This window comes from Chromobacterium sp. S0633, from assembly GCF_024158805.1.
Classification (GTDB): Bacteria; Pseudomonadota; Gammaproteobacteria; order Burkholderiales; family Chromobacteriaceae; genus Chromobacterium.
Genome location: NZ_JAMZGH010000006.1, coordinates 105,080 through 124,459, shown reverse-complemented (window position 1 = coordinate 124,459; position 19,380 = coordinate 105,080). Strand labels below are relative to the sequence as shown.

Below are 19,380 nucleotides of genomic sequence, written 5' to 3'. Positions count from 1 at the left end.
ATGGCATATCCTCTCTATCAAATGGTGCTGCAATACCTCGATTCTTCCCGTGGGAGATGGCCGGAAGTCGCCGATGGTAGCGGGGTGCCTGTGTCCACGATTCGTAAGATTGCGCAGCGCAAGAGTCTTGACCCCGGTGTTCGAACCGTCGAGGCGCTGGCTGCGTATTTCAAGATTTCCTACCTGGGGCCGCTTGATGCGGCCTCGTCGTGTGTTTCTGTTGAATCTGATTTGGTTCTCTCGGCGGCGGAATCCCCCTGATTCGCCGTTTTTCGCCCATGTGACGATGGGCTTTTTTTATTTGCTGCTGTGCATCGTAGTTCGGGGTTTGTCCAGCGGCCACGTTTGATTTGAATGAGGTGAAACATGGATATCAACGCTGCAGCGTATCGGTTGGTGCATGACTATCCGGGCGGCGCTCATGCGCTGGCGGCCCGCGTGGGTAAACGTGGCCAGGTGCTGATCAATGAGGTTAACCCTCACAACACGTCGCACAAGTTTGGTTTGGCCGATGCGGTGGATTACAGCGAGGTGGCAGACAACCCGGTGGTGCTGTTTGCCTTTGCCGAGCGGATGGGCTTTGTCTGCATGCCGTCGAAGTTTGCTGGGCCGCAAGACCGCTCGCCGATTCTGGCATTGTCCGGGTTGATCTCTGCCCATGGTGATGTGGGCGAGGCGGTATCGCAGGCGCTGGAGGATGGCCGCATCGATGGTGCCGAGCTGGCAGATATCGAGGAGGCTGTCCTGGGCAATATCGAGCATCTGCATTCGGTGCTGCGCGCAGTGCGCGCCGCTCACAGGAAGGGTGTGCGCAATGAGGCCGGTTGACCCGGGTGACCCGGTGATGCAGGTGCTGATGCGCCTGTCGTTTCGCGTGCGCAAGGCGCACCCCCGGGACAAGCGCGAACTGGGTAGCAAGCTGCTGAAGCAGCTGATCCGTCAACTTGATAGCCGGGTGGCACGCCATGGAGTGGCTACAGATAAGCGGCCAGGTGAGTAGGGATGCCGACTACCTGATGTTGCTTGCCAAGCGTGGTTGGCTGCGATGGCAGGAGATGGAGGAGCGCAGGTTACTGGCGCTGTACGGTCAGGGGTATCTGCAGGAGATTCATTTGCGCATGAAAGACATGGGTTATCGGCCCTTGGCGCCGTTGCATGATCGGCGGTATGCGTTTAGGAAAGGTGACTGATGCGGTTTGATAGTGTGGCTGATCTGGCGGGTTGGGCGCTGCAGCACGTCCGCAAGCCGGATGGCGGGCTGTTTACGCGCGATGAGATGCGGCGGGAGATGTTGCGCATGGAGAGCAAGGGCGCGCTGGTGCTGCGGCGCTATCCGTCGGGCGCGGTGTCGATTGCGGAGGTGCGGCGTGGTTGTCTCTGATGCTGAACTGGAGGCGCTGCAGGGGTTGCCGCTGGGTGCGCAGGTACTTTACCTGCGCGAGTTGCGCCCGCGTATGGATTACGCCACCGGTACGGTTGGCCGTACGCATCGCGTGAGCTGGGACGGTATGCGCCAGACACTGGAAGTGGAGTCGCGCCCCGGTATTGCTCGTGATATGCCGAGCCGTGAGCAGGTGAGACGGCTGGCTCAGCATCTGGTGCGTGTCGGTCTGGTGGATCTGATTTCGGACATGACTGGCAAGCAGCTGATCATGCGCTTGCCGATGGCGATATCGGATTTTTGCGCCTCGAAAAAAGCCGACCGTAACCCGACCGTAACCCGACCGAGCGAAGCCGACCGTAACCCGACACAGGGCGAAGCCAGTAGCGGCGCGGGTTTTACTGATTCTGGCAATGATGTACCCGACCGTAACCCGACCGTAACCGAGACCCCAATAGCCGACACACATCCGTTATCCGTAGATAGATATGAGATGGATACGCGCGCGGGCGATGTTGCCGGTGATGGTGACGTGCCGACTGACGTTGGCGATTCGGACGTGCCCGGTTCTGTGGAAGGGGTTGGCATGGCGTTCCGGCGGCTGCTGGGTGGGGATGGTGCGCCGAGTGCGGCAGTCATGAAGGCGTGTGTCCGGGTGGTCGCTGTGAGCCAGCAGCGCGAGGTGACGGCGTTGGAGATGCAGGCGGCCATTGCCGAGACGCGCCGCCGAGGCATTGGCAATGTGGCTGGCTATGCGGCCTCTATCATCGAATCGGGGTCGCTGGTAGCTGCGCCGGCGGATGCCAAGGTGGTGCCGATGCGGCAGCGAGCGGCGCCGAAGCCGGCTGGCGGGTTGGACGGGGTGTTTGCTGCGGCCGGGGAGGCAATGGGCTATGAATGAGCGCGCGCTGGCGGTGGGTGGTGCCGAGGGTGCGGCGCCGCAGTCCGATCCGTTCCGGCAGCTGGCCGGTTACGTGCTGATGCGGCTGACGGCGTGGTGGCCTGGCAAGGTTGGGCGCGAGCTGGCGGACGAGCGCGCCAGCAAGCTGTTTGTGCGGGCGCTGGCTGAGGCGCTGGCTGGGCGGCAGGTGTCGCGGGAGCTGGTGGAGATCGGCTTGCAGCGTATCCAGGCAGAGGGCAGCGAGTGGCCGCCGCTGGAAGTGCCACGGCTGATGCGCTATTTCTCGCCGGTGCCGGATTACGAGGCGGCGTTTGCCGAGGCCCAGCGGCATGCCGGAGCGCGGCAGTATGGTGAGGGCTTTTTGCCGGAGGCGTGGAGTCATCCTGCTGTGTACTGGGCTGCCGATCGGCTGGGGTGGTTCGATGTGCGCAATTCAACCTGGGAGTCGATGAAGCGGCGCTGGCCGAGAGTGTTGGAGGAGGTGCTGGCGTGGGGTAGTTGGCCTGTTCCGCGAAGGGCGCTGCCGGAGGAGTCCAAGTTGCAGACGCGGGCTGTGCAGCAGGCGGAGCTGGCGAAAATTCGGGCCATGTTGGCGGGCAGGTAACCATGCTGTTGTGGTAAAATCGCGCGATAGATAGACCTGCAAAAGCAGGCGTTTATGAGTCCTGGTCAGGGGGTGATTAGGATGAGGTTTGAAGAACATTGATGTAGTGCGCGCAGTTCGTCTGGCTTTCGAGCGGTTTTCTTCTCAAGGGGTCAAGGCTGCTGCGTCGTTTGGTGAAGTGCGTGGCGGCGAATCGTCCAGAGGGCGCGAGCTGGCGATCATGGAAGCCCGTCAGATCGTGACAGCGGTGATCAGCCTTGAGGCCCGATTCCACCTGGCGCTGATGGCGCGGGTGAACGATGGCAGCATGGCCTTCCTGCAGGGTCTGTTTGACGATCTGGTTTCGTTCGTTGCGCATTATGAGCCGGATGCATTGGCTTATGGTAAGGCGGGTCTGCAGTATTGGGTTCGTCACTGGCTGACTGGCTTCGGATCGTTCCGTGAGTTCGGCCGCGAAAACGGCATCCACCATGAGACGGCAGGCAATTTCTACCGTCAGCATGTGGAGGTTGTGCTGCATAGTTGGCTGGTTGCGGCGTGCGGCGAGCTGGAGCCGCTGCTGCAAAAAATTTACAGCATGGAATTGGAGGCAGCTTGACAGAGTGAAAATCCGCCAATAACATGCCGTCAACACCGCCACAGTTGCGTCCAGATAAAGCCCAAGGTTAACGCCTTGGGCTTTTTGCATTGGTGGTTCGTGTTCGTTGTGTTCTTCGTGTTGTCTCCTCCCATTGTCCTGTCGTGTGGAATTGGCGCCCTGGTCGGTCGATCGGGGCGCTTTCTTTTTCGAGGTCGGTATGCCGAAAGCTGCTCCAAGTCCGTGCCGCCATCGCGGTTGTCGTGTGTTGGTGCGTGATGGGTCCGGCCTGTGCGATCAGCATCGCAAGCAGGTGCAGAAGGAGGCGGATGAAAAACGCGGCAGTGCAACCAGTCGTGGTTACGACAGCAAGTGGCGGCGGTCGCGTGAGAGTTATCTGCGCGAGCATCCCCTGTGCGTCGACTGCCGGAAGCGTGGCTTCATCGAAGCCGCCACGGTGGTGGATCACATCATCCCGCACAAGGGCGATCAGAAGTTGTTCTGGTCCCGGTCGAACTGGCAGCCGCTATGCAAGCCGTGCCATGACCGCAAGACCGCGACCGAGGATGGCGGCTTCGGCAACCCCCGTCGTGGGGGAGGGGGTGGGTGAAAGTCTACGGACAAACCTCCGCGACCAAGCGCCTAGCTTCGAAAATTTATGGAGCCCCTTTTTGAACTGGGGGGGGGGGGTTAAGAATAGACGGCCTCTGTGGCGTTAATTGACGCGTCGGGGGCTTTTTTAATGGCCGAAAGGCCTTGGGGCGCACCATGAACGATTCTAAGCCGCCATTTGCCGTCATTCATGGCGGGGCAGGGACGACGCCAAAAAGCGGGGGTGATAAGCAAAATCCTGCCGGCGCTAAATCGCCGTCCACGCCTCCCGGGGCTCAGCTGTCTCCGCGAGAGCGCAAGGTCTGGGATTACATCTGCGAATGCCTGCGCGAAGCCGGGCTCGAGCACATCACCTGTGGGCTGACCATCAGCATCATCTGCCGCACCTACATCCGCTGGATCGACGCTGAGATAAAGCTCAGCGAGGTTGAGGAAAAACAGGGCGGCACCTACTTCGTCAAATCGCCCAACGGCTACGAGCAGCCGCACCAGGCATTCCACGTCGCCCGTAACCTGAAAGGGGAGTTGCTCAAATGGCTGCCGGAATCGTGCTTGACTCTGCCGTCGGTGGCGACGGTCAAGGCCAAGCTGCCGGATCTGGCTCCGCAGGACGATCTGTTCGACAGCGCCGTCGGTCACGCAAGAAACCACCCGTCAGCCGCCTCCGGCTGATACCGCCGGAAGACCAGTGGCAGGAGTGGGATGTCCGGTATGGCATCCCGGTGCTCAAGGGGGAAATCGTCGTCGGCCAGTTGACCATGCTGTCTGTCGAGCGTCACTACCGGGATCTGCAAACCGCGCACAAGCGCGGTTTTTATTTTTCGCCGGCGCACGCCTGGCACTGCATCGACTTTGTGCAGGGCTGGTTCGTGCATACCACCGGCCCGCTCGGCGGCAAGCCCATCGTGCTGGATGGCTGGCAACTGTTCTGGACGGCCGTGCTGATTGGCTGGCGCGAGATCGACACCAACTTGCGTCGGTTTCGTACTGGCTATGAGGAGGTGGCGCGCAAGAACGGCAAGTCCACCTGGATGGCGCCGATCGGCACCTACCTCTGGATGATGGACGGCGAAGAGGGGGCGCAGGTTTACACCATTGCGACCACTCGCGCCCAGGCCATGCCGGTGTTCAAACCGGCCTTTGCCAACGTCAAGCGCTGGGTGAGGAAGTCGCCGCGGCTCGCCAAGTCCATCAAGATTTTTGAAGGTGCCAACCAGGAAAAGATGGTGCTGTTCGGCGAGTACGGCGAGTCGGTTTACGAGCCACTGGCCGCCAACGCCGAGAGCCTGGACGGCAAAAACCCGTACGTCGTGCTGGTGGATGAGCTGCACGCCCACAAAACCCGCGAGGTGTGGGATGTCATGAAATCCGCGCTTGGTGCGCGACTTCACCCGCTCATCAACGCCATCACCACGGCGGGCTTCATTCTCGACGGCATCTGCGTTGAGATCCGTACGTACCTGGTCAAGGTGTTGCGCGGCGAAGTCGTCGACGACCGCATGTTCGGTGTCATTTACACCATTGACGAAGGTGACGACCCGTACAGCCCCGACGTGTGGCTCAAGGCAAACCCCTCGCTGGGGAGTGCCAAAACCTACACCTACATGCAGGAGCAGGCCAGCCAGGCCAAGGTGCTGCCGTCCGCTCGCGCGGGCTTCCTCACCAAAGACCTAAACGTCTTTGTCGGCGACGCGCTCAGTTGGTTCGACATGACCGTGTGGGACAAGGGTGGCAAGAAATTCGATCGCGAAATGCTCAAGGGGCGGCGCTGCTTCGGCGGGCTTGACCTGGCCAGCACCCGCGACATCACCGCTTTCGTGCTGCTGTTTCCGCCGGCGGATGGCGATGAAGACGGGGATTGGTATGTGCTGGTCTGGTGCTGGGTGCCCGAGGCCAAGCTGCAGGGTGATCAGGATGCTGGCTCCGACTACAAGACGTGGTCGAAGAAGGGCTGGCTCACGGTCACCGAAGGCGATGTGACCGATTACGACCCGGTGAAGGCCGTGATCGAGCAGGCCGTGCAGGACTACGACGTGCAGGAAATCGCCTTCGATACCTGGAACAGCACGCACTTGGCCAACCAGCTGCTGGAGAACGACGTGCCGATGGTGAAGCTGCCGCAGAACTTCGGCGGCCTGTCGCCGGGTGCCAAGCACATCGAGCGGCTGGTCTACAGCAAGCGGCTGCGCCATGCGGCCAACCCCTTGCTGCGCTGGTGCGCCGGCAACGTCACGTTGCTGATCGATAGCAACGAAAACATCAAGCCGGACAAAAAGCGCAGCCAGGGGCGGATCGACCCGGTTGTCGCCATGTGCATGGCCGCAACGCGCGCCATGGTGCATCTGGACGAAACGTCCATCTACGAAGAAACCGGACTCAGGACACTCTAATGCGACTTTCACTCAAGACCCTCTGGCCGTGGTCGCGCAAAAGCGCCGACGCGCTGGCGAACGACGCATTACTGGCGCGCCTGCTGGATGATTACCGCTCGAAAACGGGCATGGCCGTCACGCCGGCGACGGTGATGCGGCTCACGGCTTGCTTTGCCTGTGTGCGCAACCTCAGCGAGGACATGGCTAAGCTGCCGCTGCACCTGTACAGGCGGCGCGAGCGCGGCAAGGATCGCGCTGTCGATCACCCGTTATATGGGTTGCTGAACGGTGCACCGAACGACTGGCAAACCTCGTTCGAATTTGTGCAGCTGATGCAGGCTCACATGCTGCTGCGGGGCAACGCCTACGCCCGCATCGTTCGGTCCGGCAAGCGGGTGCTGGAGCTGCTGCCGCTGGACCCGCGCCGCATGTCGGTCAAGCAGCTGGATGACTTCAGTCTGCAGTACCGCTACCAGGCGGCGAAGGGCGGCAGTATCGATCTTGATCCGCGCGACGTGCTGCACCTTCGCGGCTTGACGCTGGACGGCGTGCGTGGAGTGACGCCGATCGAGTACGCCCGCGAAGCCTTTGCGCTGGGCTTGGCTGCTGAAGAGCATGGAGCGCGGATGTTCGGCGGGCGAGTGACCGGTCCGGGTGTGCTGAAGCATCCGGGCAAGATGTCCGATCCAGCGTATGCGCGGCTCAAGGACAGCTGGAAGGAAAACGGCGGGCTGGAGAACGCCGACGCGCCGGTGATCCTGGAGGAGGGCATGACCTGGGAATCGCTGGGGCTCAAGCTCGCCGACCTACAGTTTCTGGAGACCCGAAAATTTCAGGTCGAGGAAATCGCCCGTCTGTACCGCATGCCGTTGCACAAGATCAACAGCATGGACAAGGCCACATTCAGCAACATCGAGCACCAGTCGCAGGAGTATGTCACCGACACGCTGCTGCCGTGGGCGCGCCGCTGGGAACAGGCAATTGCCCGTGATCTGCTTCAGCCCGCCGATCGCAGCCAGTATTACGCGGCGTTCCTGTTCAACAGCCTGTTGCGGGGTGATGTCACGAGTCGCGGCGAGTTCTACGGCAAGTTGTTCAACAACGGTGCTCTGTCGCCGAATCAGATCCTCGAAATGGAGGATATGGATGGCTACGACGGCGGCGATATTCGAATGGTGCCGCTCAACATGGTGCCGGTGGATATGGTACGCGAGGTGGTGGGGCAGCAAAGGGCGGGGGGTGGCAGCCCGCCCCGCTGATCGTATTAGTGGTTTGACCAGTTGTTAACGATCCAGGTTACGTAGGTTGAGCGTTTGTGATCCGCAACCTTTCCTTTGGCAAGGTGAATCATCTTCTCAATTTTATGGGCGGTGGGTAAGCGAGTTTGTACTGACACAGGGGGGTTGATGTTGTTCTTCAAAAAGCCATTGATGAAGTCAATTACTTCGTAACCCTCGGTGGTGCTTAACAAATTGCTGTCAGGCGTGCCGGTGATTTTGGGGTTGTCGCCGGGTACTGCCTGCCAACTGTACTGATAGTTTCCGGAAAGTTCGTTTGCGGAGATTGAGGACATAGGTCGCTCCAGTATGTAAATGGCACATGCCATTTACCTAATTTGTGCCTTGGCACATGTCTTTCAAGGCGAGTTGACATGCTTGATCAAAAAGATTTTTCGTTTCACATAAAGGCCGTCAATGAAGACGGCCTTTTTTCTGGCTACGCCAGCGTGTTCAACCTGGTGGATGGCGATCAAGACATCGTCGTCAAAGGTGCTTTCAATGCCTCGCTGGCGGATTGGTCGGCTAAGGGGCGGCTGCCGGCGCTGCTCTGGCAGCACCGAATGGGCGAGCCAATCGGCGTTTACACCAAGATGCACGAGGACGACGTCGGTCTCTACGTCGAGGGCAAGCTGGCTCTCAAAACCGCGCGCGGTGCGGAAGCTTACGAGCTGATGAAGATGAATGCCGTCAGCGGCTTGTCGATCGGCTTCGTCTCCCGGGACGACAGCTACGACCGTGTCACCGGTGTTCGCACCATCAAGCAAGTCGACCTGTGGGAAGTTTCGGTCGTCACCTTTCCTGCCAATGACGCTTCGCGCGTCAACGGCGTAAAAGCCGCAGAGGCCCGGCAGGCCAATGAGGCAAAAGCACTGCAAAACCTGATCAACATCATTCGTGGAGCCTCGCAATGAACGGCACTCAGTCCCGCTTTGAAACCAAAAACGCCAACCCCGGCGACCTGACCCGCATTGTCGAAGACCTCGGCCGTGCCTTTAACGAGTTCAAGTCGAGCAACGACGAACGCATCAGGAAAGTCGAAAAGGGCGCTGCTACTGGCGATCTGGACGTCAAGCTCGCCAACATCGACAAGGCCATGACTGAACTGGATGACGTCAAGGCGTCCATTGATGATCTGGTCAAGAAGTCCGCCCGCGGCGGTCTGGGTGGTAACGGCCAATCTGCCGAGCAGGCCGAGCACAAGCAGGCCTTCGGCCGCTTCATGCGTAAGGGTGTCGATGACGGCTTGGCCGAGCTGGAGGCCAAGGCGCTCAACCTGGGCTCCGATCCGGACGGCGGTTTCGCGGTTCCGGAAGAACTGGACCGCAACATCATCCAGTTCGAGCGCGACAGCACACCGATGCGCGACCTATGCAATGTGATCACCGTTGGCAACGAGGAGTATCAACGCCTGATCAATACCGGTAAGGCGTCCAGCGGCTGGGTCGGCGAAACCGATGCCCGCGCGGCGACCGGCACGCCGCAGCTGGCGCGGGTGGCTCCGTTCTTCGGCGAGGTCTACGCCAACCCCGAGGCGACCCAGAAGATGCTCGACGACGTGTTCTTCGATGCCGAGGCTTGGTTGGCTAGCGAGGTGGCGATCGAGTTCGGCGAGCAGGAAAACGATGCCTTTACGGTCGGTGATGGCGTCAAGAAGCCGAAGGGTTTTCTCGCCTACGCCATCGCGGCCACCGGTGACGCTACGCGCCCCATCGGCACGCTCCAATACGTGCTGTCTGGCGCGGCGGCAACTATCACCCCGGATGCGCTGCTCGATCTGATCTACAGCCTGAAGACCGGCTATCGCAAGAATGCGTCCTTCGTCATGAACAGCCTGACCTTGCCGGTGATCCGCAAGCTCAAGGACGGCGAGGGCAATTACCTGTGGAAGCCGGGCCTCGATGCGGGTGAGCCGTCGACGCTGCTGCAAAAGCCGGTCGTCGAGAACGACGACATGCCGGTGGTGGCGGCCGGATCGCTGCCGATCGGCTTCGGCGACTTCAAGCGCGGTTACACCATCGCCGACGTGCGTGGCGTGCGCGTGCTGCGCGACCCATACAGCAACAAGCCGTTCATCGGCTTCTACACCACCAAGCGTGTCGGTGGCGGTGTGATGGATTCCAAGGCCATCAAGCTGATGAAGATTGCTGCTGCCTGATAACCCGTAACGCCGCCCCCTGAGCGGGTGGCATGGAGACTGACATGATTGCAGTGAAGGTGATCAAGCCGTTCAAGTACTCGCCGGACGGTATCAAGGTGGTTGAGGTGGAGAAGGGCAAGGCGGATCTGCCGGAAGACTTCATCGAAACTGCCGTGGCTGAGGGCTGGATCGAGCCGCCGAAGAAGTCGGGGGCCGGCAAGGGCTCTGGTGGGGCGGATGATAAGTCCGGCGCTGGCGGTGACCAGTCTGAAAACGACCCGCCGAAAGACCCTCCCGCGGATTAACTTCCAACCCGACAAGCCCGCCCCGTGCGGGCTTTTTTCATGGAGTGTGCCATGCAGGAAAAGCTGATCACACCGCAGGCTGCAGCTGACATTGTCCCGCTGGTGCAGATCAAACAGCAGTGCCGCGCCGATGCCGACATTGTCGACGACGATGCACTGCTCACCAGCTACACGCTGGCAGCGGTAGAGGCAGCCCAGCACAAGCTGGGCCGGCCGATCCTGCTGCAGGTATGGGAGCGCGAGTTCGACGACCCGTCCCTGCAGCTGTGTCTGCGTCAGGATGTCACGGCGGTGGCCAGGGTCACGGCTATTACCAAAAGCGCCGAGATCGATCTGGCGCCGGAAGACTGGCGCCTGGCCAAGGGTTACAGGCTCTGTGCCTTGCATGGGTGGCCACATGGAACTGTCAGTGTGCGCGTGCGTTTTACCTGCGGGGCCTGGGCCGATGCCGGTAGTGTGCCCGAGCCGATCAAGCTCTGGATCATGCAGCGCGTGGCCACGGCGTACGCCAGTCGCGAGGCGCTGGCCGATAGCGGCCGGCTGGCGGAGCTGCCGCGCGACTTTGTGGACGGTTTGCTGGACCCGTACCGGAGCTGGCGATGAAGTGGCGGCTGGCGGCGGGCGACTTGAAATCGCCTGTTCGGCTGCGCCTCTGCCGGCAGCTGCCGGGGGTGGACATGTCCACCATGCCGGAGCTGGTCACCGAGATGCCGACCCGGGCGCGGATTGATGCGGTTGGCGGCTCGGTTTACCTGGGTTCGGTGCAGGTGGGCGAGGCTGTCACGCATTACATCTATATCCGCGCCCGGAAGAACCTCGGTGCCGAGTGGGAGGTGGTGCACGGTTCGGCGGTTTACCGGGTGCGCCGTGTGGCGCCGCTGAACGATCAGCCGGCATTCATGCGGCTGGATTGCGAGGAGCTGCGCAATGGCTGACTCGGTCTCGATGCACATCGAGGGCTTTGACGAATTCGACAGGATCGACTTTGACAAGACCAAGGTGCGCTATGGCTTTCGCCAGGCGGGCAAGATCGTGACCGGGCGGGCTCAGATGCTGCTGGCGCTGGGCAAGGGGCAGGAGGGTTACCCGACCAATCGCACAGGCGCCTTGCTGCATGCCATCAACTTCAAGGTGAGCCGCTCCGGCTTCATGGTGCGGGTGATGCCGAACATGCCGGCAGGTGCCAAAGAGTACTACCCGGCCTATCTGCATTACGGCGTGCGTCAGGGGGCGCGCGTCACCAAGTTGGCGCCGGGGCAGGGGCTGGGCCGCAGTAACCGGCGGGCGGCTGGTGCGCGTGGCGAGGCCATCGCCGCGCGCAAGCTTACTGGTTGGCGTATCGCGCCGCGTGACAACTACATCGTGGATGCGTTGCAGGACTCTGCCCAAGAGGTGGAGGGCGTGCTGGCCGCTGCTCTTGGCCGCGCCTTGCGGCCAAAATAGCCTGTGGGTGGACGCTGCCGTTTGATTGAAATAGCATCCGGGTCACCATGTCTAGTCGGAGAAATGTATGAAGGCGAGTGGCATCAATGGTCAGCTGGAGCTGTCCGGCGATTTGCTGCTGATCAAGCGCGAGGGAATCCTCGCCAAGGCGGCGTTTTTCGGTAAGGGTGAGAAGGCGGTCAAGGTCGATGCGCTCTCCAGTGTCGAATTCAAGCAGGCAGGCTGGCTGAGTCGTGGATTCATCCACTTTGTTTTCCCGGGCAGCAAGACGCTGGGTGGCAATGTCGATGCGGCCAGCAAAAACGAGAATGCCGTCATCTTTAGCAAAAAGCAGCAGGCCGACTTCGAGGCGCTGCATGGTGAGTTACTGCAGCGGATGAGCCGCTAGCAGCGCCTTGCCTGTGTGATCAACCCAACCCCGCCTCGGCGGGGTTTTTTAATGCCTGTTGCTATGAAAATCACCCCGATCATTGCCCAGCTGCGCAGCTACTGCCCGTCCTTTGCCGGGCGGGTGGCGGGGGCGCTGGAGCTGGCGGCGCTGCTGGATGACGGCGCGCCGATGATGAATCTGCCGGCGGCTTACGTGGTTCCGACGCGGGAAGACCCGCAGACGCCGACCACGACGGCACCCTACATGCAGGATCTGGAAGAAAAGTTCGATGTAGTGGTGGCGCTGGCGCCTGTCGATGAGCGCGGCCAGGCCGTGGCCGACCGCCTGCACGATCTACGGGCCGAGCTTTGGCGGGCGCTGATCGGCTGGTCGCCACCTGGGTGTGATCCGGTGGAGTACGACGGCGGTGCGTTGCTGATGCTCAACCGGGGGCGAGTGATTTACCGCTTCGGCTTTACCTCAATGTCCGTGATCGGTGGCATCCGTGGCGCTGGCGAGCTGCCGGCCACCTGGCATGACGTGGAGCGGGACGGCCTGGCCGATCTGTTGCGCGTGCACGTCGATGTCGACTACGGCCCGGCGCCGGATGGCCAGATCGAGCACCAGCTGCAGATCACCCTGCCTGCCGCTTCAACCTGAAGGATTGACCCATGTACGTGAAACCGAATGACGGGCGGTCCGTGCCGGACCCCGTCCTGGGCGACGTGTTGCCCGCTTCCGGGCGTGAAGTGCCCGAAACCCAGTATTGGCTGCGCCGCCTTGCGGATGGCGACGTGCAGAAGGCCAAGCCGCCAACCATCAAGAAAGGTGACCAGTAATGCCCGTTCCCTTCAATGCCATTCCCAGCGACATGCGCGTGCCGCTGTTCTACGCGGAAATGGACAACAGCGCGGCCAACACCGCGACGGCCGACAAGCGGACGCTGCTGCTCGGCCAGAAACTAGCCGCCGGCAATGCGCTGGCCGGCGTGCCGCAGCTGCTGAACAACATCGCGACCGTGTGGACGCTGTTCGGCCGCGGCTCGATGCTGGCCAACATGTACGAGCGCTATATCAAGTCCGATCCGCTGGCCACCATCTGGGGCATGGCGGTGGCTGATCCGGCCGGCGCCGCTGCCGCCGGCACCATCACCCTGGGCGGTGCGGTCACCGCGGCCGGCACGCTGACTGTGTATATCGATGGTCAGCGTGTGCAGGTGGCCGTGGGGGCGGCGGATGCTGTGGCGGCTGTGGCGACGGCGCTGGCGGCTGCCATCACGGCCAATGCCGATCTGCCGGTAACGGCGGCGGCGGTGGCCGGCGTGGTCACCCTAACGGCGCGCTGGACCGGACTGACGGGTAACGGCATTCCGGTGGTGGCCAACTACTACGGCCTGGCAGGCGGCGAGGCGCTGCCGGCTGGCCTGACCTGCGCCATCGTCGACATGGCCGGCGGCGCGGGTGCCCCTGATCTGGCGCCGGCCATCACCGGTATGGGCGACGAGGAATACGACTTCATCGCCAGTCCGTACACCGACACGGCGGCGCTGAATGCGCTGAAGCTGGAAATGGGCGACAGCGCCGGCCGCTGGAGCTACCTGCGTCAGATTTACGGCCATGTCTACAGTGCGGCGCGCGGCAGCATGGCCACGCTGGTGACGCTGGGTGCGGCCCGTAACGATCAGCACTGCACTATCGCCGGCTATGAGCTGGACGTGCAGGCGGCACCGTGGGGCTACGCGGCGGCCTACGCTGCCCGCAACGCGGTGTATCTGAAGGCTGACCCGTCCCGGCCGACGCAGAGCGGGGCGCTGGAAGGCATCCTGCCGGCGCGTGCCGGTAAGCGTTTCGCCATTTCCGAGCGCAAGACGCTGCTGAGCAACGGCATTGCCACCAGCTACACCGCCGCCGACACCGTGCACGTCGAGCGTGCCATTACCACCTACCAGAAGAATGCCTGGGGCAGCCCGGACAACAGCTATCTGGACAGCGAAACGCTGCACCTGTCGGCGGCCGTGCTGCGCCGCCTCAAGGGCGTGGTGACCAGCAAGTACGGCCGCCACAAGCTGGCCAACGACGGCACGCGCTTCGGCGCGGGGGCGCCGATCGTGACGCCGGCCATCTTCCGTGGCGAGCTGGTGAGCGAGTACGCCAAGATGGAGAAAATCGGCTGGGTGGAAAACGCCGATCAGTTTGCGGCCAATCTGATCGTGGAGCGTAACGCCGACGATCCGAACCGCCTGGACGTGCTCTACCCGCCGGACTACATCAACGGCCTGCGCGTGGTGGCTCTGCTCAACCAGTTCCGCCTGCAGTACAGCTAAGCGATAACCCCATGACAGCCCGCCCCGTGCGGGCTGTTGCCATTTCAGGAGTGGCCAATGAGCAACAAGAAAGTAGCCGGCACCTGCTACATCAAGGTCGACGGCGATCAGCTGGCTGTCACCGGTGGCGTCGAGGCGCCGCTGACCGATGTCGAGCGCGAGGCGTTCAAGACCAGCGCTGGCGTCCACTACAGCGAGACGGATGTCATCCCGTACGTGAAGGTGGAATGCGTGGTGCCGAAGGACTTCCCGCGCGAAGCCATCACCAAGAACGACGACCTGACCGTCACTGCGGAGTTTGCTAACGGCAATGTCTACGTGCTGTCGGGTGGCTTCCTGGTGAACCCGGCGGCGCTGAAGGGTGACGACGGCAAGGTGGAACTGGAATTCAACGGTGAGAAAGGTATCTGGCAATGAGCGAAATTCGTATCCCGCTGAGCGCGCCGATCACGGCGCATGGCGAAGAAATCACCGAGCTGGTGCTGCGTAAGCCGACCACCGCCGAGTCGCGTGCGGTTGGAGTGCTGCCGTATCGCATTGGCGCTGCAAACATGCCGGAGATCAACGTCCCGGCTTCCTGCCAGTACATCAGCAAGTGTGCCGGCATTCCGCCGTCGTCGGTGGATCTGCTGGATGTCGCCGACCTCAATGCCGCGTGCTGGGCGGTGGCCGGTTTTTTCTTGAATCCGGGTTCGCCGACCTCGGACAGCTGAACGAGCTGCTGTTCGACGTGGCGGCCTGGTGGCAGGTCGACCCGTTCGCCCTGGCCGAGCGCGGCCTTGATCGGCTGATCGAGGCGCGCGACCACGCGCAGCGAATCAACAAGCTCAGGCAGGAGGCCAACGATGGCTGACAAGTTTCAGCTCAAGGCGCTGATTACCGGCGTCGACAAGCTGTCGCCGACGCTGGATGGTATCCGCAAGAACGTTGCCAAGCTGCGCAAGAACCTGCGTCAGTCCGGCATGGCCGAGATCGACTTCGGCAAGGTGGCGGCCGTAACGGCGCCGCTGGTCGGGGCGGCCAAGGCGGCGATTGATTTCGAGTCGGCCATGGCCGATGTGCGCAAGGTGGTGGATTTCGACACGCCGCAGCAGTTCGCGGAGATGAACAACGAAATCCGCCAGATGGCGCTGCAGCTGCCCATGGCGGCCAAGGAAATCGCGGCCATCTATGCGCAGGGTGGTTCTTCCGGCGTGGCTCGCGGCGAGCTGAAGGCCTTCGCCCAGGATGCCGTCAAAATGGGGGTGGCCTTCGGATTCACGGCGGAGCAATCCGGCGAGCAGATGGCGGCTTGGCGCGCGGCGATGGGGCTGACGCAGGACGGTGTACGGGCTCTGGCAGACCAGATCAACTACCTTGACGCCAAGGGCAACAGCTCGGCCAAGAACGTGGCCCAGGTGGTGACCCGGGTCGGGTCGATCGGCAAGGTGGCGGGCCTGTCGTCCAGCACCATCGCCGCGCTGTCCGCGACCATGGATGCCGTGAAGGTGCCCACCGACGTGGCGGCTACCGGTATCAAGAACTTTGTGCTCGCGCTGACGCAGGGCACGGCGGCGTCCAAGTCGCAGAAAGAAACGCTCAAGGCGTTGCGGCTGGATGCTGGCAAGGTCGCCAAGGCGATGCAGATGGATTCCAAGGGCACGGTGCTGGATGTGCTCAACCGCATCAAGTCGGTGGATGCATCTAAGCAGGCTGCGGTGCTGTCCGAGCTGTTCGGCAAGGAAAGTATCGAGGCGATCGCGCCGTTCATCTCCAATCTGGACTTGCTGAAGACCAACCTCAAGTTGGTGGGGGATGCCACGGGCTACGCCGGTTCCATGTCCAAGGAATTCGACGTGCGTGCGGCTACCACGGCCAACAGCCTGCAGCTGTTTTGGAACCGCGTCACCGATGTCGGCATTGCCGTCGGCAACGTGCTGCTGCCGCCGCTCAACGAGTTCATGGCGATGGCGGGGCCGATGGTCACTAGCCTGTCGAACATGGCGGCGGCCAACCCCTGGTTGATCAAGGGGCTGTTGGGGGCGGGTGCGGCCATGCTGGGGATGCGCCTTGCGTTGATGGCGACGGTTGGGGCGCTGAACCTGTTCAATGCGGTGGCCAGTCTGTCGCCGGTGGGTATTGCTATTCGTGTCATGGCGCTGGCTGCCGGCTTCCTGCTGTCGAACTGGGGGCAGGTGGGGCCGTTCTTCTCGCGGTTGTGGGATGGCATCAAGCGTGTCGTGTCCACCGGTGTGGAGTTCATCAAGACTTATCTGGGCTGGACCCCGCTGGGCGTGGTGCTCAACAACTGGCAGCCGCTGAGTGAGTTTTTCGGGGCATTGTGGGACGGCTTGAAGGTGGTGTTCGACGCTGGGTGGCAGTTCATCAAGTGGGGCTTTGAAAACTTCACCCCGCTGGGCCTGATCATCAAGAACTGGGAGCCCATCGTGGCCTTCTTCAAGAGCATGTGGGAGCGGGTCAAGCCCTACATCGAGCCGATGATCAGCGCGGCGAAGTGGGCGGGCAATGCTGTATCGGGGGTGGTTGGTCAGAGCCTGAACGCTGGCACCAGCATCATCAAGGGGGCGACCCAGCAGGCCAAGGCCGAGCTGACGGTCAACCTCAATGGTGCGCCGGCGGGCACGCGCGTCGAGCAGCCCGCCACCACCAACACCAAGCTGACGGTGAACCAGAACAACGGCCGCCGATCGCTGGCACCGACCAGCCAATAACCCAACCCGCTTCGGCGGGTTTTTTTACGACCGGAGGGTGCCATGAGTTGGAAGGATCAGCTGCGGGACGCCTCGTTCAAGGGCGTGCCGATCAAGTGGATTTCGCTGGAAGGCGAAAACGGCCGCCGCGTGGCCGAGCATGAATTCCCGCAGCGCGACAAGCCCTGGGTGGAAGACATGGGGCGCGCCACGCGGCCGTACCGCTTCATGGCGGTGTGCTGTGGCGAGGACTGGCTGCAGCAGCTCAACACGCTGCTGACCGTGCTTGAGGAGCCGGGGGCCGGCGAGCTGGTGCACCCGCTGTTCGGGCGGATCAAGGTGTACGCCAAGCCGGCGCGCTGGTCGCTGAATCTGGACGCCGGCGGGCGGGTGGATATCCCGCTGGAGTTCATCGAAAACGGCGATCTGCTGTTTCCGGTGCCGCTGGCCAGCACGGCGGCGCCGCTGCAAAGCGCCAGCGACGACATGCTGACGGCCGCGCAGTCCATGGCCGAGCAGGCGCTGGCGGCGCTGGATCTGGCGCGCGCGGTGGTCGGCGATGTGGTTTCGGCTGTGATGTCGGCGATCAAGGGCGTGAGCAACGCGGTGGAGGCGGTGCTGGACTACTTCGACAGCTGGCAGTCGCTGGTGAATGCCGTGCTCACGCTGCCGGCGACGGCCGTGGGCAAGATCCTCAGCATTCTGGAGTCGGTGGATCGGGCGTTCGACCGCTACGGCGACCTGACCCGCTGGGGCGTCAACCAAAGCCGCGCCATGCGTGTGCTGCGGGCGCGCAGCAAGGCGCTGAGCAAACGCAGCAACGGGACGGTGTCCACCAAGGTGGCCGGGGTGCTGGTCGGTCTGATGGCCGCCGGCGTGGCGGCCAATACCCTGCAGGCGGTTGCCGCGCTGCCGACCAGCCGCCCCGCCGATGGTGGCAACCTGCCGGTGGCGGCCGATGTGTCCAGCCTGCGGCAGGACTTGTCGGGCTCGCTGTGGGCCATGGCGGACGGCGCTGAGTATGAGCAGGCGGCGTATCTGCTGGTGGTGCAGCGTGCGGCCGTGGCGCACCTCAACCAGGTGGAGGCCATCGGCTTGCAGCTGCAGACCTTCACGCCGCCGGCTGTCATGCCAGCGCTGGTGCTGGCCTACCGGGCGCAGGGTGACGCCGCGCTGGCGGATGAGCTGCTGAGCCGTAACAACATCGTGCATCCGCTGTTTGTGCCGGTGCAGGAATTGCAGGTGACCTATGACTGATGCCGGAACGGCGGCGCTTGATCCGGCGACCCGGGTCAGCCTGACGGTGGGGGGGTATGTGTGGGAAGGCTGGACCAGTGCGGATATCACCGCCAGCCTGGATGAGCAGTGCCGGTCTTTCCAGATCGGCATCACCCGGCTGGGGCCGGGCGGTATCGATCAGGTGCCCATCCAGCACGGTGACCGCTGCCAGGTGCGCATCGGGCAGGATCTGGTGTTGACCGGCTATGTGTTCGCCACGCCCAAGGCGCACGACCCGCAGAGCACGGCCTTCGGCATTGCCGGTCGCAGCCTGACGGCCGACCTGGTGGACTGTGCTGCCGTCAACAAGCCGCCGCAGTTCAAGCAGCGTTCCATGCGGGCGATTGCCACCGCGCTGGCGGCGCCCTACGGCATCACGGTGGTGAGCCAGGTGGGCGACGGCGAGGTGGTAGCCGATCACACCATCCAGCCGGGCGAGACGGTTTTCGAGAGTGTCGACCGGCTGCTGAAGATTGGCCGCCTGCTGTCTACCGACGATGCTGAGGGCCGGCTGGTGCTGGCTTCGCCGGGGAGTGCCGGTCGGGCGACCGATCCGATCGAGGTGGGCCGCAACGCCAAGGCGGGTGACTGCAGCTTTGACTTCAGCGAGTGCTTCAGCGAATACCGCGTGATCGGCCAGCACGCCACCGGCAACCACCGCCACGGCGCGGCGGCCAACGAGGTGGCCGGCACTGCAACGGACAGCCGCATTGCCCGCAAGCGGGTCAAGGTCATCACCGAGAGCGGCAACCTCACGCCGGCCATGGCCACGACCCGCGCGCAGTGGGAGCGCGATCACCGTATCGGCAAGGCGCTGACCACCAACTACGAGGTGGCCGGCTGGCGCCAGAGCGATGGCCGGCTGTGGCAGCTTAACCAGATCGTGCGTGTGATTGACCCGATTCTGGGTTTTGACCGCGACATGCTGATCGTGTCCTGCAACTACCGGTTGGACGATCACGGGTCGGTGGTGCGCATGGTGGTGGCGCCGCCGGAGGGCTATCAGCCCGAGCCGCCGGACCCGGCGAAGCGCAAGAAAAACCGCAAGAAAAAAGGTGACAAGTTCGAGTACCTGTTGCCGTCTGACTGGGAGCCCAACACATGAGA

General features: G+C 62.7%; 28 protein-coding genes and 1 pseudogene. 27 read left to right on the top strand and 2 right to left on the bottom strand.

The genetic code is table 11. The annotated features are described in order from the left end of the window. From NK214_RS06510 to NK214_RS06480, 7 genes are all read left to right on the top strand, one after another. Complete coding sequence (locus NK214_RS06510; protein ID WP_253314051.1) at nucleotides 1–261, top strand: helix-turn-helix transcriptional regulator; 261 nt, start codon at nucleotides 1–3, stop codon at nucleotides 259–261. A gap of 105 nt (nucleotides 262–366) precedes the next feature. Continuing rightward, complete coding sequence (locus NK214_RS06505; protein ID WP_253314050.1) at nucleotides 367–828, top strand: phage regulatory CII family protein; 462 nt, start codon at nucleotides 367–369, stop codon at nucleotides 826–828. A 137-nt stretch (nucleotides 829–965) separates the two neighbouring features. Further along, complete coding sequence (locus NK214_RS06500; protein ID WP_253314049.1) at nucleotides 966–1,190, top strand: hypothetical protein; 225 nt, start codon at nucleotides 966–968, stop codon at nucleotides 1,188–1,190. Next, entirely contained in the window at nucleotides 1,190–1,381 is a 192-nt protein-coding gene (locus NK214_RS06495) for a hypothetical protein (RefSeq protein WP_253314048.1), read from the top strand. The genes NK214_RS06500 and NK214_RS06495 overlap by 1 nt, the downstream gene beginning before the upstream one ends. After that, entirely contained in the window at nucleotides 1,368–2,282 is a 915-nt protein-coding gene (locus NK214_RS06490; protein WP_253314047.1) for a hypothetical protein, read from the top strand. The genes NK214_RS06495 and NK214_RS06490 overlap by 14 nt, the downstream gene beginning before the upstream one ends. After that, entirely contained in the window at nucleotides 2,275–2,886 is a 612-nt protein-coding gene (locus tag NK214_RS06485) for a hypothetical protein (protein ID WP_253314046.1), read from the top strand. The genes NK214_RS06490 and NK214_RS06485 overlap by 8 nt, the downstream gene beginning before the upstream one ends. An 88-nt stretch (nucleotides 2,887–2,974) precedes the next feature. Further along, nucleotides 2,975–3,484 carry a hypothetical protein gene (locus tag NK214_RS06480; protein ID WP_253314045.1) on the top strand — a complete coding sequence of 170 codons (510 nt, stop codon included), beginning with the start codon at nucleotides 2,975–2,977 and terminating at the stop codon, nucleotides 3,482–3,484. Nucleotides 3,485–3,551: 67 nt separating this feature from the next. Here the strand turns inward: NK214_RS06480 and NK214_RS25155 are convergent. Next, a pseudogene (locus NK214_RS25155) lies at nucleotides 3,552–3,806 on the bottom strand (hypothetical protein); the annotation flags it as partial. Between NK214_RS25155 and NK214_RS06475 the strand changes: the two are divergent. The 4 genes from NK214_RS06475 to NK214_RS06460 all read left to right on the top strand — a co-directional run bounded on the left by NK214_RS06475 (nucleotide 3,729) and on the right by NK214_RS06460 (nucleotide 7,706). Beyond that, nucleotides 3,729–4,073, top strand: a complete 345-nt coding sequence (locus tag NK214_RS06475) for an HNH endonuclease (RefSeq protein WP_371926189.1) — start codon at nucleotides 3,729–3,731, stop codon at nucleotides 4,071–4,073. The pseudogene NK214_RS25155 and the gene NK214_RS06475 sit on opposite strands and share 78 nt — an antisense overlap. A 158-nt stretch (nucleotides 4,074–4,231) precedes the next feature. Beyond that, the gene (locus tag NK214_RS06470) at nucleotides 4,232–4,747 is read left to right on the top strand and encodes a P27 family phage terminase small subunit (RefSeq protein WP_253314043.1); all 516 of its coding nucleotides are present in this window, start codon (nucleotides 4,232–4,234) and stop codon (nucleotides 4,745–4,747) included. 50 nt (nucleotides 4,748–4,797) lie between these two features. Beyond that, nucleotides 4,798–6,465 (top strand): terminase TerL endonuclease subunit, encoded by a 1,668-nt coding sequence (locus NK214_RS06465; protein WP_253314042.1) that lies wholly within the window; start codon nucleotides 4,798–4,800, stop codon nucleotides 6,463–6,465. Beyond that, nucleotides 6,465–7,706, top strand: coding sequence for a phage portal protein (locus NK214_RS06460; RefSeq protein WP_253314041.1), 1,242 nt, complete (start codon nucleotides 6,465–6,467; stop codon nucleotides 7,704–7,706). The genes NK214_RS06465 and NK214_RS06460 overlap by 1 nt, the downstream gene beginning before the upstream one ends. A gap of 5 nt (nucleotides 7,707–7,711) precedes the next feature. On the opposite strand, the gene NK214_RS06455 is transcribed toward NK214_RS06460, so the two are convergent. Then, entirely contained in the window at nucleotides 7,712–8,020 is a 309-nt protein-coding gene (locus NK214_RS06455) for a hypothetical protein (RefSeq protein ID WP_253314040.1), read from the bottom strand. Nucleotides 8,021–8,098: 78 nt separating this feature from the next. Between NK214_RS06455 and NK214_RS06450 the strand changes: the two genes are divergently transcribed. The 16 genes from NK214_RS06450 to NK214_RS06375 all read left to right on the top strand — a co-directional run bounded on the left by NK214_RS06450 (nucleotide 8,099) and on the right by NK214_RS06375 (nucleotide 19,378). Next, on the top strand, nucleotides 8,099–8,638 hold the full coding sequence (locus NK214_RS06450; RefSeq protein WP_253314039.1) for an HK97 family phage prohead protease: 540 nt from the start codon (nucleotides 8,099–8,101) through the stop codon (nucleotides 8,636–8,638). Beyond that, the gene (locus NK214_RS06445; protein WP_253314038.1) at nucleotides 8,635–9,882 is read left to right on the top strand and encodes a phage major capsid protein; all 1,248 of its coding nucleotides are present in this window, start codon (nucleotides 8,635–8,637) and stop codon (nucleotides 9,880–9,882) included. Before NK214_RS06450 ends, NK214_RS06445 begins: the two co-directional genes overlap by 4 nt. Nucleotides 9,883–9,926: 44 nt before the next feature. Beyond that, complete coding sequence (locus tag NK214_RS06440; RefSeq protein WP_253314037.1) at nucleotides 9,927–10,169, top strand: hypothetical protein; 243 nt, start codon at nucleotides 9,927–9,929, stop codon at nucleotides 10,167–10,169. Between the two features lie 51 nt (nucleotides 10,170–10,220). Further along, complete coding sequence (locus tag NK214_RS06435) at nucleotides 10,221–10,772, top strand: head-tail connector protein (RefSeq protein WP_253314036.1); 552 nt, start codon at nucleotides 10,221–10,223, stop codon at nucleotides 10,770–10,772. After that, a complete protein-coding gene (locus NK214_RS06430; RefSeq protein WP_253314035.1) occupies nucleotides 10,769–11,104 on the top strand; it encodes a head-tail adaptor protein in 336 nt (111 codons plus the stop codon). Before NK214_RS06435 ends, NK214_RS06430 begins: the two co-directional genes overlap by 4 nt. Beyond that, on the top strand, nucleotides 11,097–11,612 hold the full coding sequence (locus tag NK214_RS06425) for a hypothetical protein (RefSeq protein ID WP_253314034.1): 516 nt from the start codon (nucleotides 11,097–11,099) through the stop codon (nucleotides 11,610–11,612). The genes NK214_RS06430 and NK214_RS06425 overlap by 8 nt, the downstream gene beginning before the upstream one ends. A 67-nt stretch (nucleotides 11,613–11,679) precedes the next feature. Next, on the top strand, nucleotides 11,680–12,000 hold the full coding sequence (locus NK214_RS06420) for a DUF4429 domain-containing protein (RefSeq protein ID WP_253314033.1): 321 nt from the start codon (nucleotides 11,680–11,682) through the stop codon (nucleotides 11,998–12,000). A 63-nt stretch (nucleotides 12,001–12,063) separates the two neighbouring features. Further along, nucleotides 12,064–12,642, top strand: coding sequence for a hypothetical protein (locus NK214_RS06415; RefSeq protein WP_253314032.1), 579 nt, complete (start codon nucleotides 12,064–12,066; stop codon nucleotides 12,640–12,642). 11 nt (nucleotides 12,643–12,653) lie between these two features. Continuing rightward, nucleotides 12,654–12,821 carry a DUF2635 domain-containing protein gene (locus NK214_RS06410; protein ID WP_253314031.1) on the top strand — a complete coding sequence of 56 codons (168 nt, stop codon included), beginning with the start codon at nucleotides 12,654–12,656 and terminating at the stop codon, nucleotides 12,819–12,821. Further along, on the top strand, nucleotides 12,821–14,305 hold the full coding sequence (locus tag NK214_RS25090) for a phage tail sheath subtilisin-like domain-containing protein (RefSeq protein WP_305883543.1): 1,485 nt from the start codon (nucleotides 12,821–12,823) through the stop codon (nucleotides 14,303–14,305). Before NK214_RS06410 ends, NK214_RS25090 begins: the two co-directional genes overlap by 1 nt. Nucleotides 14,306–14,362: 57 nt before the next feature. Then, entirely contained in the window at nucleotides 14,363–14,722 is a 360-nt protein-coding gene (locus NK214_RS06400; RefSeq protein ID WP_253314030.1) for a phage tail tube protein, read from the top strand. Next, nucleotides 14,719–15,018 (top strand): phage tail assembly protein, encoded by a 300-nt coding sequence (locus NK214_RS06395; RefSeq protein WP_253314029.1) that lies wholly within the window; start codon nucleotides 14,719–14,721, stop codon nucleotides 15,016–15,018. Before NK214_RS06400 ends, NK214_RS06395 begins: the two co-directional genes overlap by 4 nt. After that, a complete protein-coding gene (locus NK214_RS06390; RefSeq protein ID WP_253314088.1) occupies nucleotides 14,961–15,158 on the top strand; it encodes a hypothetical protein in 198 nt (65 codons plus the stop codon). Before NK214_RS06395 ends, NK214_RS06390 begins: the two co-directional genes overlap by 58 nt. Beyond that, nucleotides 15,151–17,016: a phage tail tape measure protein gene (locus NK214_RS06385; protein ID WP_253314028.1), complete on the top strand. Its 1,866-nt coding sequence runs from the start codon at nucleotides 15,151–15,153 to the stop codon at nucleotides 17,014–17,016. Before NK214_RS06390 ends, NK214_RS06385 begins: the two co-directional genes overlap by 8 nt. 42 nt (nucleotides 17,017–17,058) lie before the next feature. Continuing rightward, the gene (locus NK214_RS06380; RefSeq protein WP_253314027.1) at nucleotides 17,059–18,252 is read left to right on the top strand and encodes a DNA circularization protein; all 1,194 of its coding nucleotides are present in this window, start codon (nucleotides 17,059–17,061) and stop codon (nucleotides 18,250–18,252) included. Continuing rightward, complete coding sequence (locus NK214_RS06375) at nucleotides 18,245–19,378, top strand: phage baseplate assembly protein (protein WP_253314026.1); 1,134 nt, start codon at nucleotides 18,245–18,247, stop codon at nucleotides 19,376–19,378. Before NK214_RS06380 ends, NK214_RS06375 begins: the two co-directional genes overlap by 8 nt. Nucleotides 19,379–19,380 lie beyond the last annotated feature (2 nt).

What these genes read in the sequence shown, in the direction of transcription:
- NK214_RS06470 (WP_253314043.1), top strand. Translation starts at nt 4,232, where the DNA reads ATGAACGATTCTAAGCCGCCATTTGCCGTCATTCATGGCGGGGCAGGG.
- NK214_RS06445 (WP_253314038.1), top strand. Translation starts at nt 8,635, where the DNA reads ATGAACGGCACTCAGTCCCGCTTTGAAACCAAAAACGCCAACCCCGGC.
- NK214_RS06500 (WP_253314049.1), top strand. Translation starts at nt 966, where the DNA reads ATGGAGTGGCTACAGATAAGCGGCCAGGTGAGTAGGGATGCCGACTAC.
- NK214_RS06415 (WP_253314032.1), top strand. Translation starts at nt 12,064, where the DNA reads ATGAAAATCACCCCGATCATTGCCCAGCTGCGCAGCTACTGCCCGTCC.
- NK214_RS06375 (WP_253314026.1), top strand. Translation starts at nt 18,245, where the DNA reads ATGACTGATGCCGGAACGGCGGCGCTTGATCCGGCGACCCGGGTCAGC.
- NK214_RS06435 (WP_253314036.1), top strand. Translation starts at nt 10,221, where the DNA reads ATGCAGGAAAAGCTGATCACACCGCAGGCTGCAGCTGACATTGTCCCG.
- NK214_RS06420 (WP_253314033.1), top strand. Translation starts at nt 11,680, where the DNA reads ATGAAGGCGAGTGGCATCAATGGTCAGCTGGAGCTGTCCGGCGATTTG.
- NK214_RS06410 (WP_253314031.1), top strand. Translation starts at nt 12,654, where the DNA reads ATGTACGTGAAACCGAATGACGGGCGGTCCGTGCCGGACCCCGTCCTG.
- NK214_RS06505 (WP_253314050.1), top strand. Translation starts at nt 367, where the DNA reads ATGGATATCAACGCTGCAGCGTATCGGTTGGTGCATGACTATCCGGGC.
- NK214_RS06510 (WP_253314051.1), top strand. Translation starts at nt 1, where the DNA reads ATGGCATATCCTCTCTATCAAATGGTGCTGCAATACCTCGATTCTTCC.
- NK214_RS06385 (WP_253314028.1), top strand. Translation starts at nt 15,151, where the DNA reads ATGGCTGACAAGTTTCAGCTCAAGGCGCTGATTACCGGCGTCGACAAG.
- NK214_RS06485 (WP_253314046.1), top strand. Translation starts at nt 2,275, where the DNA reads ATGAATGAGCGCGCGCTGGCGGTGGGTGGTGCCGAGGGTGCGGCGCCG.
- NK214_RS06395 (WP_253314029.1), top strand. Translation starts at nt 14,719, where the DNA reads ATGAGCGAAATTCGTATCCCGCTGAGCGCGCCGATCACGGCGCATGGC.
- NK214_RS06400 (WP_253314030.1), top strand. Translation starts at nt 14,363, where the DNA reads ATGAGCAACAAGAAAGTAGCCGGCACCTGCTACATCAAGGTCGACGGC.
- NK214_RS06455 (WP_253314040.1), bottom strand. Translation starts at nt 8,020, where the DNA reads ATGTCCTCAATCTCCGCAAACGAACTTTCCGGAAACTATCAGTACAGT.
- NK214_RS06495 (WP_253314048.1), top strand. Translation starts at nt 1,190, where the DNA reads ATGCGGTTTGATAGTGTGGCTGATCTGGCGGGTTGGGCGCTGCAGCAC.
- NK214_RS06450 (WP_253314039.1), top strand. Translation starts at nt 8,099, where the DNA reads ATGCTTGATCAAAAAGATTTTTCGTTTCACATAAAGGCCGTCAATGAA.
- NK214_RS06380 (WP_253314027.1), top strand. Translation starts at nt 17,059, where the DNA reads ATGAGTTGGAAGGATCAGCTGCGGGACGCCTCGTTCAAGGGCGTGCCG.
- NK214_RS06460 (WP_253314041.1), top strand. Translation starts at nt 6,465, where the DNA reads ATGCGACTTTCACTCAAGACCCTCTGGCCGTGGTCGCGCAAAAGCGCC.
- NK214_RS06440 (WP_253314037.1), top strand. Translation starts at nt 9,927, where the DNA reads ATGATTGCAGTGAAGGTGATCAAGCCGTTCAAGTACTCGCCGGACGGT.
- NK214_RS06425 (WP_253314034.1), top strand. Translation starts at nt 11,097, where the DNA reads ATGGCTGACTCGGTCTCGATGCACATCGAGGGCTTTGACGAATTCGAC.
- NK214_RS25090 (WP_305883543.1), top strand. Translation starts at nt 12,821, where the DNA reads ATGCCCGTTCCCTTCAATGCCATTCCCAGCGACATGCGCGTGCCGCTG.
- NK214_RS06430 (WP_253314035.1), top strand. Translation starts at nt 10,769, where the DNA reads ATGAAGTGGCGGCTGGCGGCGGGCGACTTGAAATCGCCTGTTCGGCTG.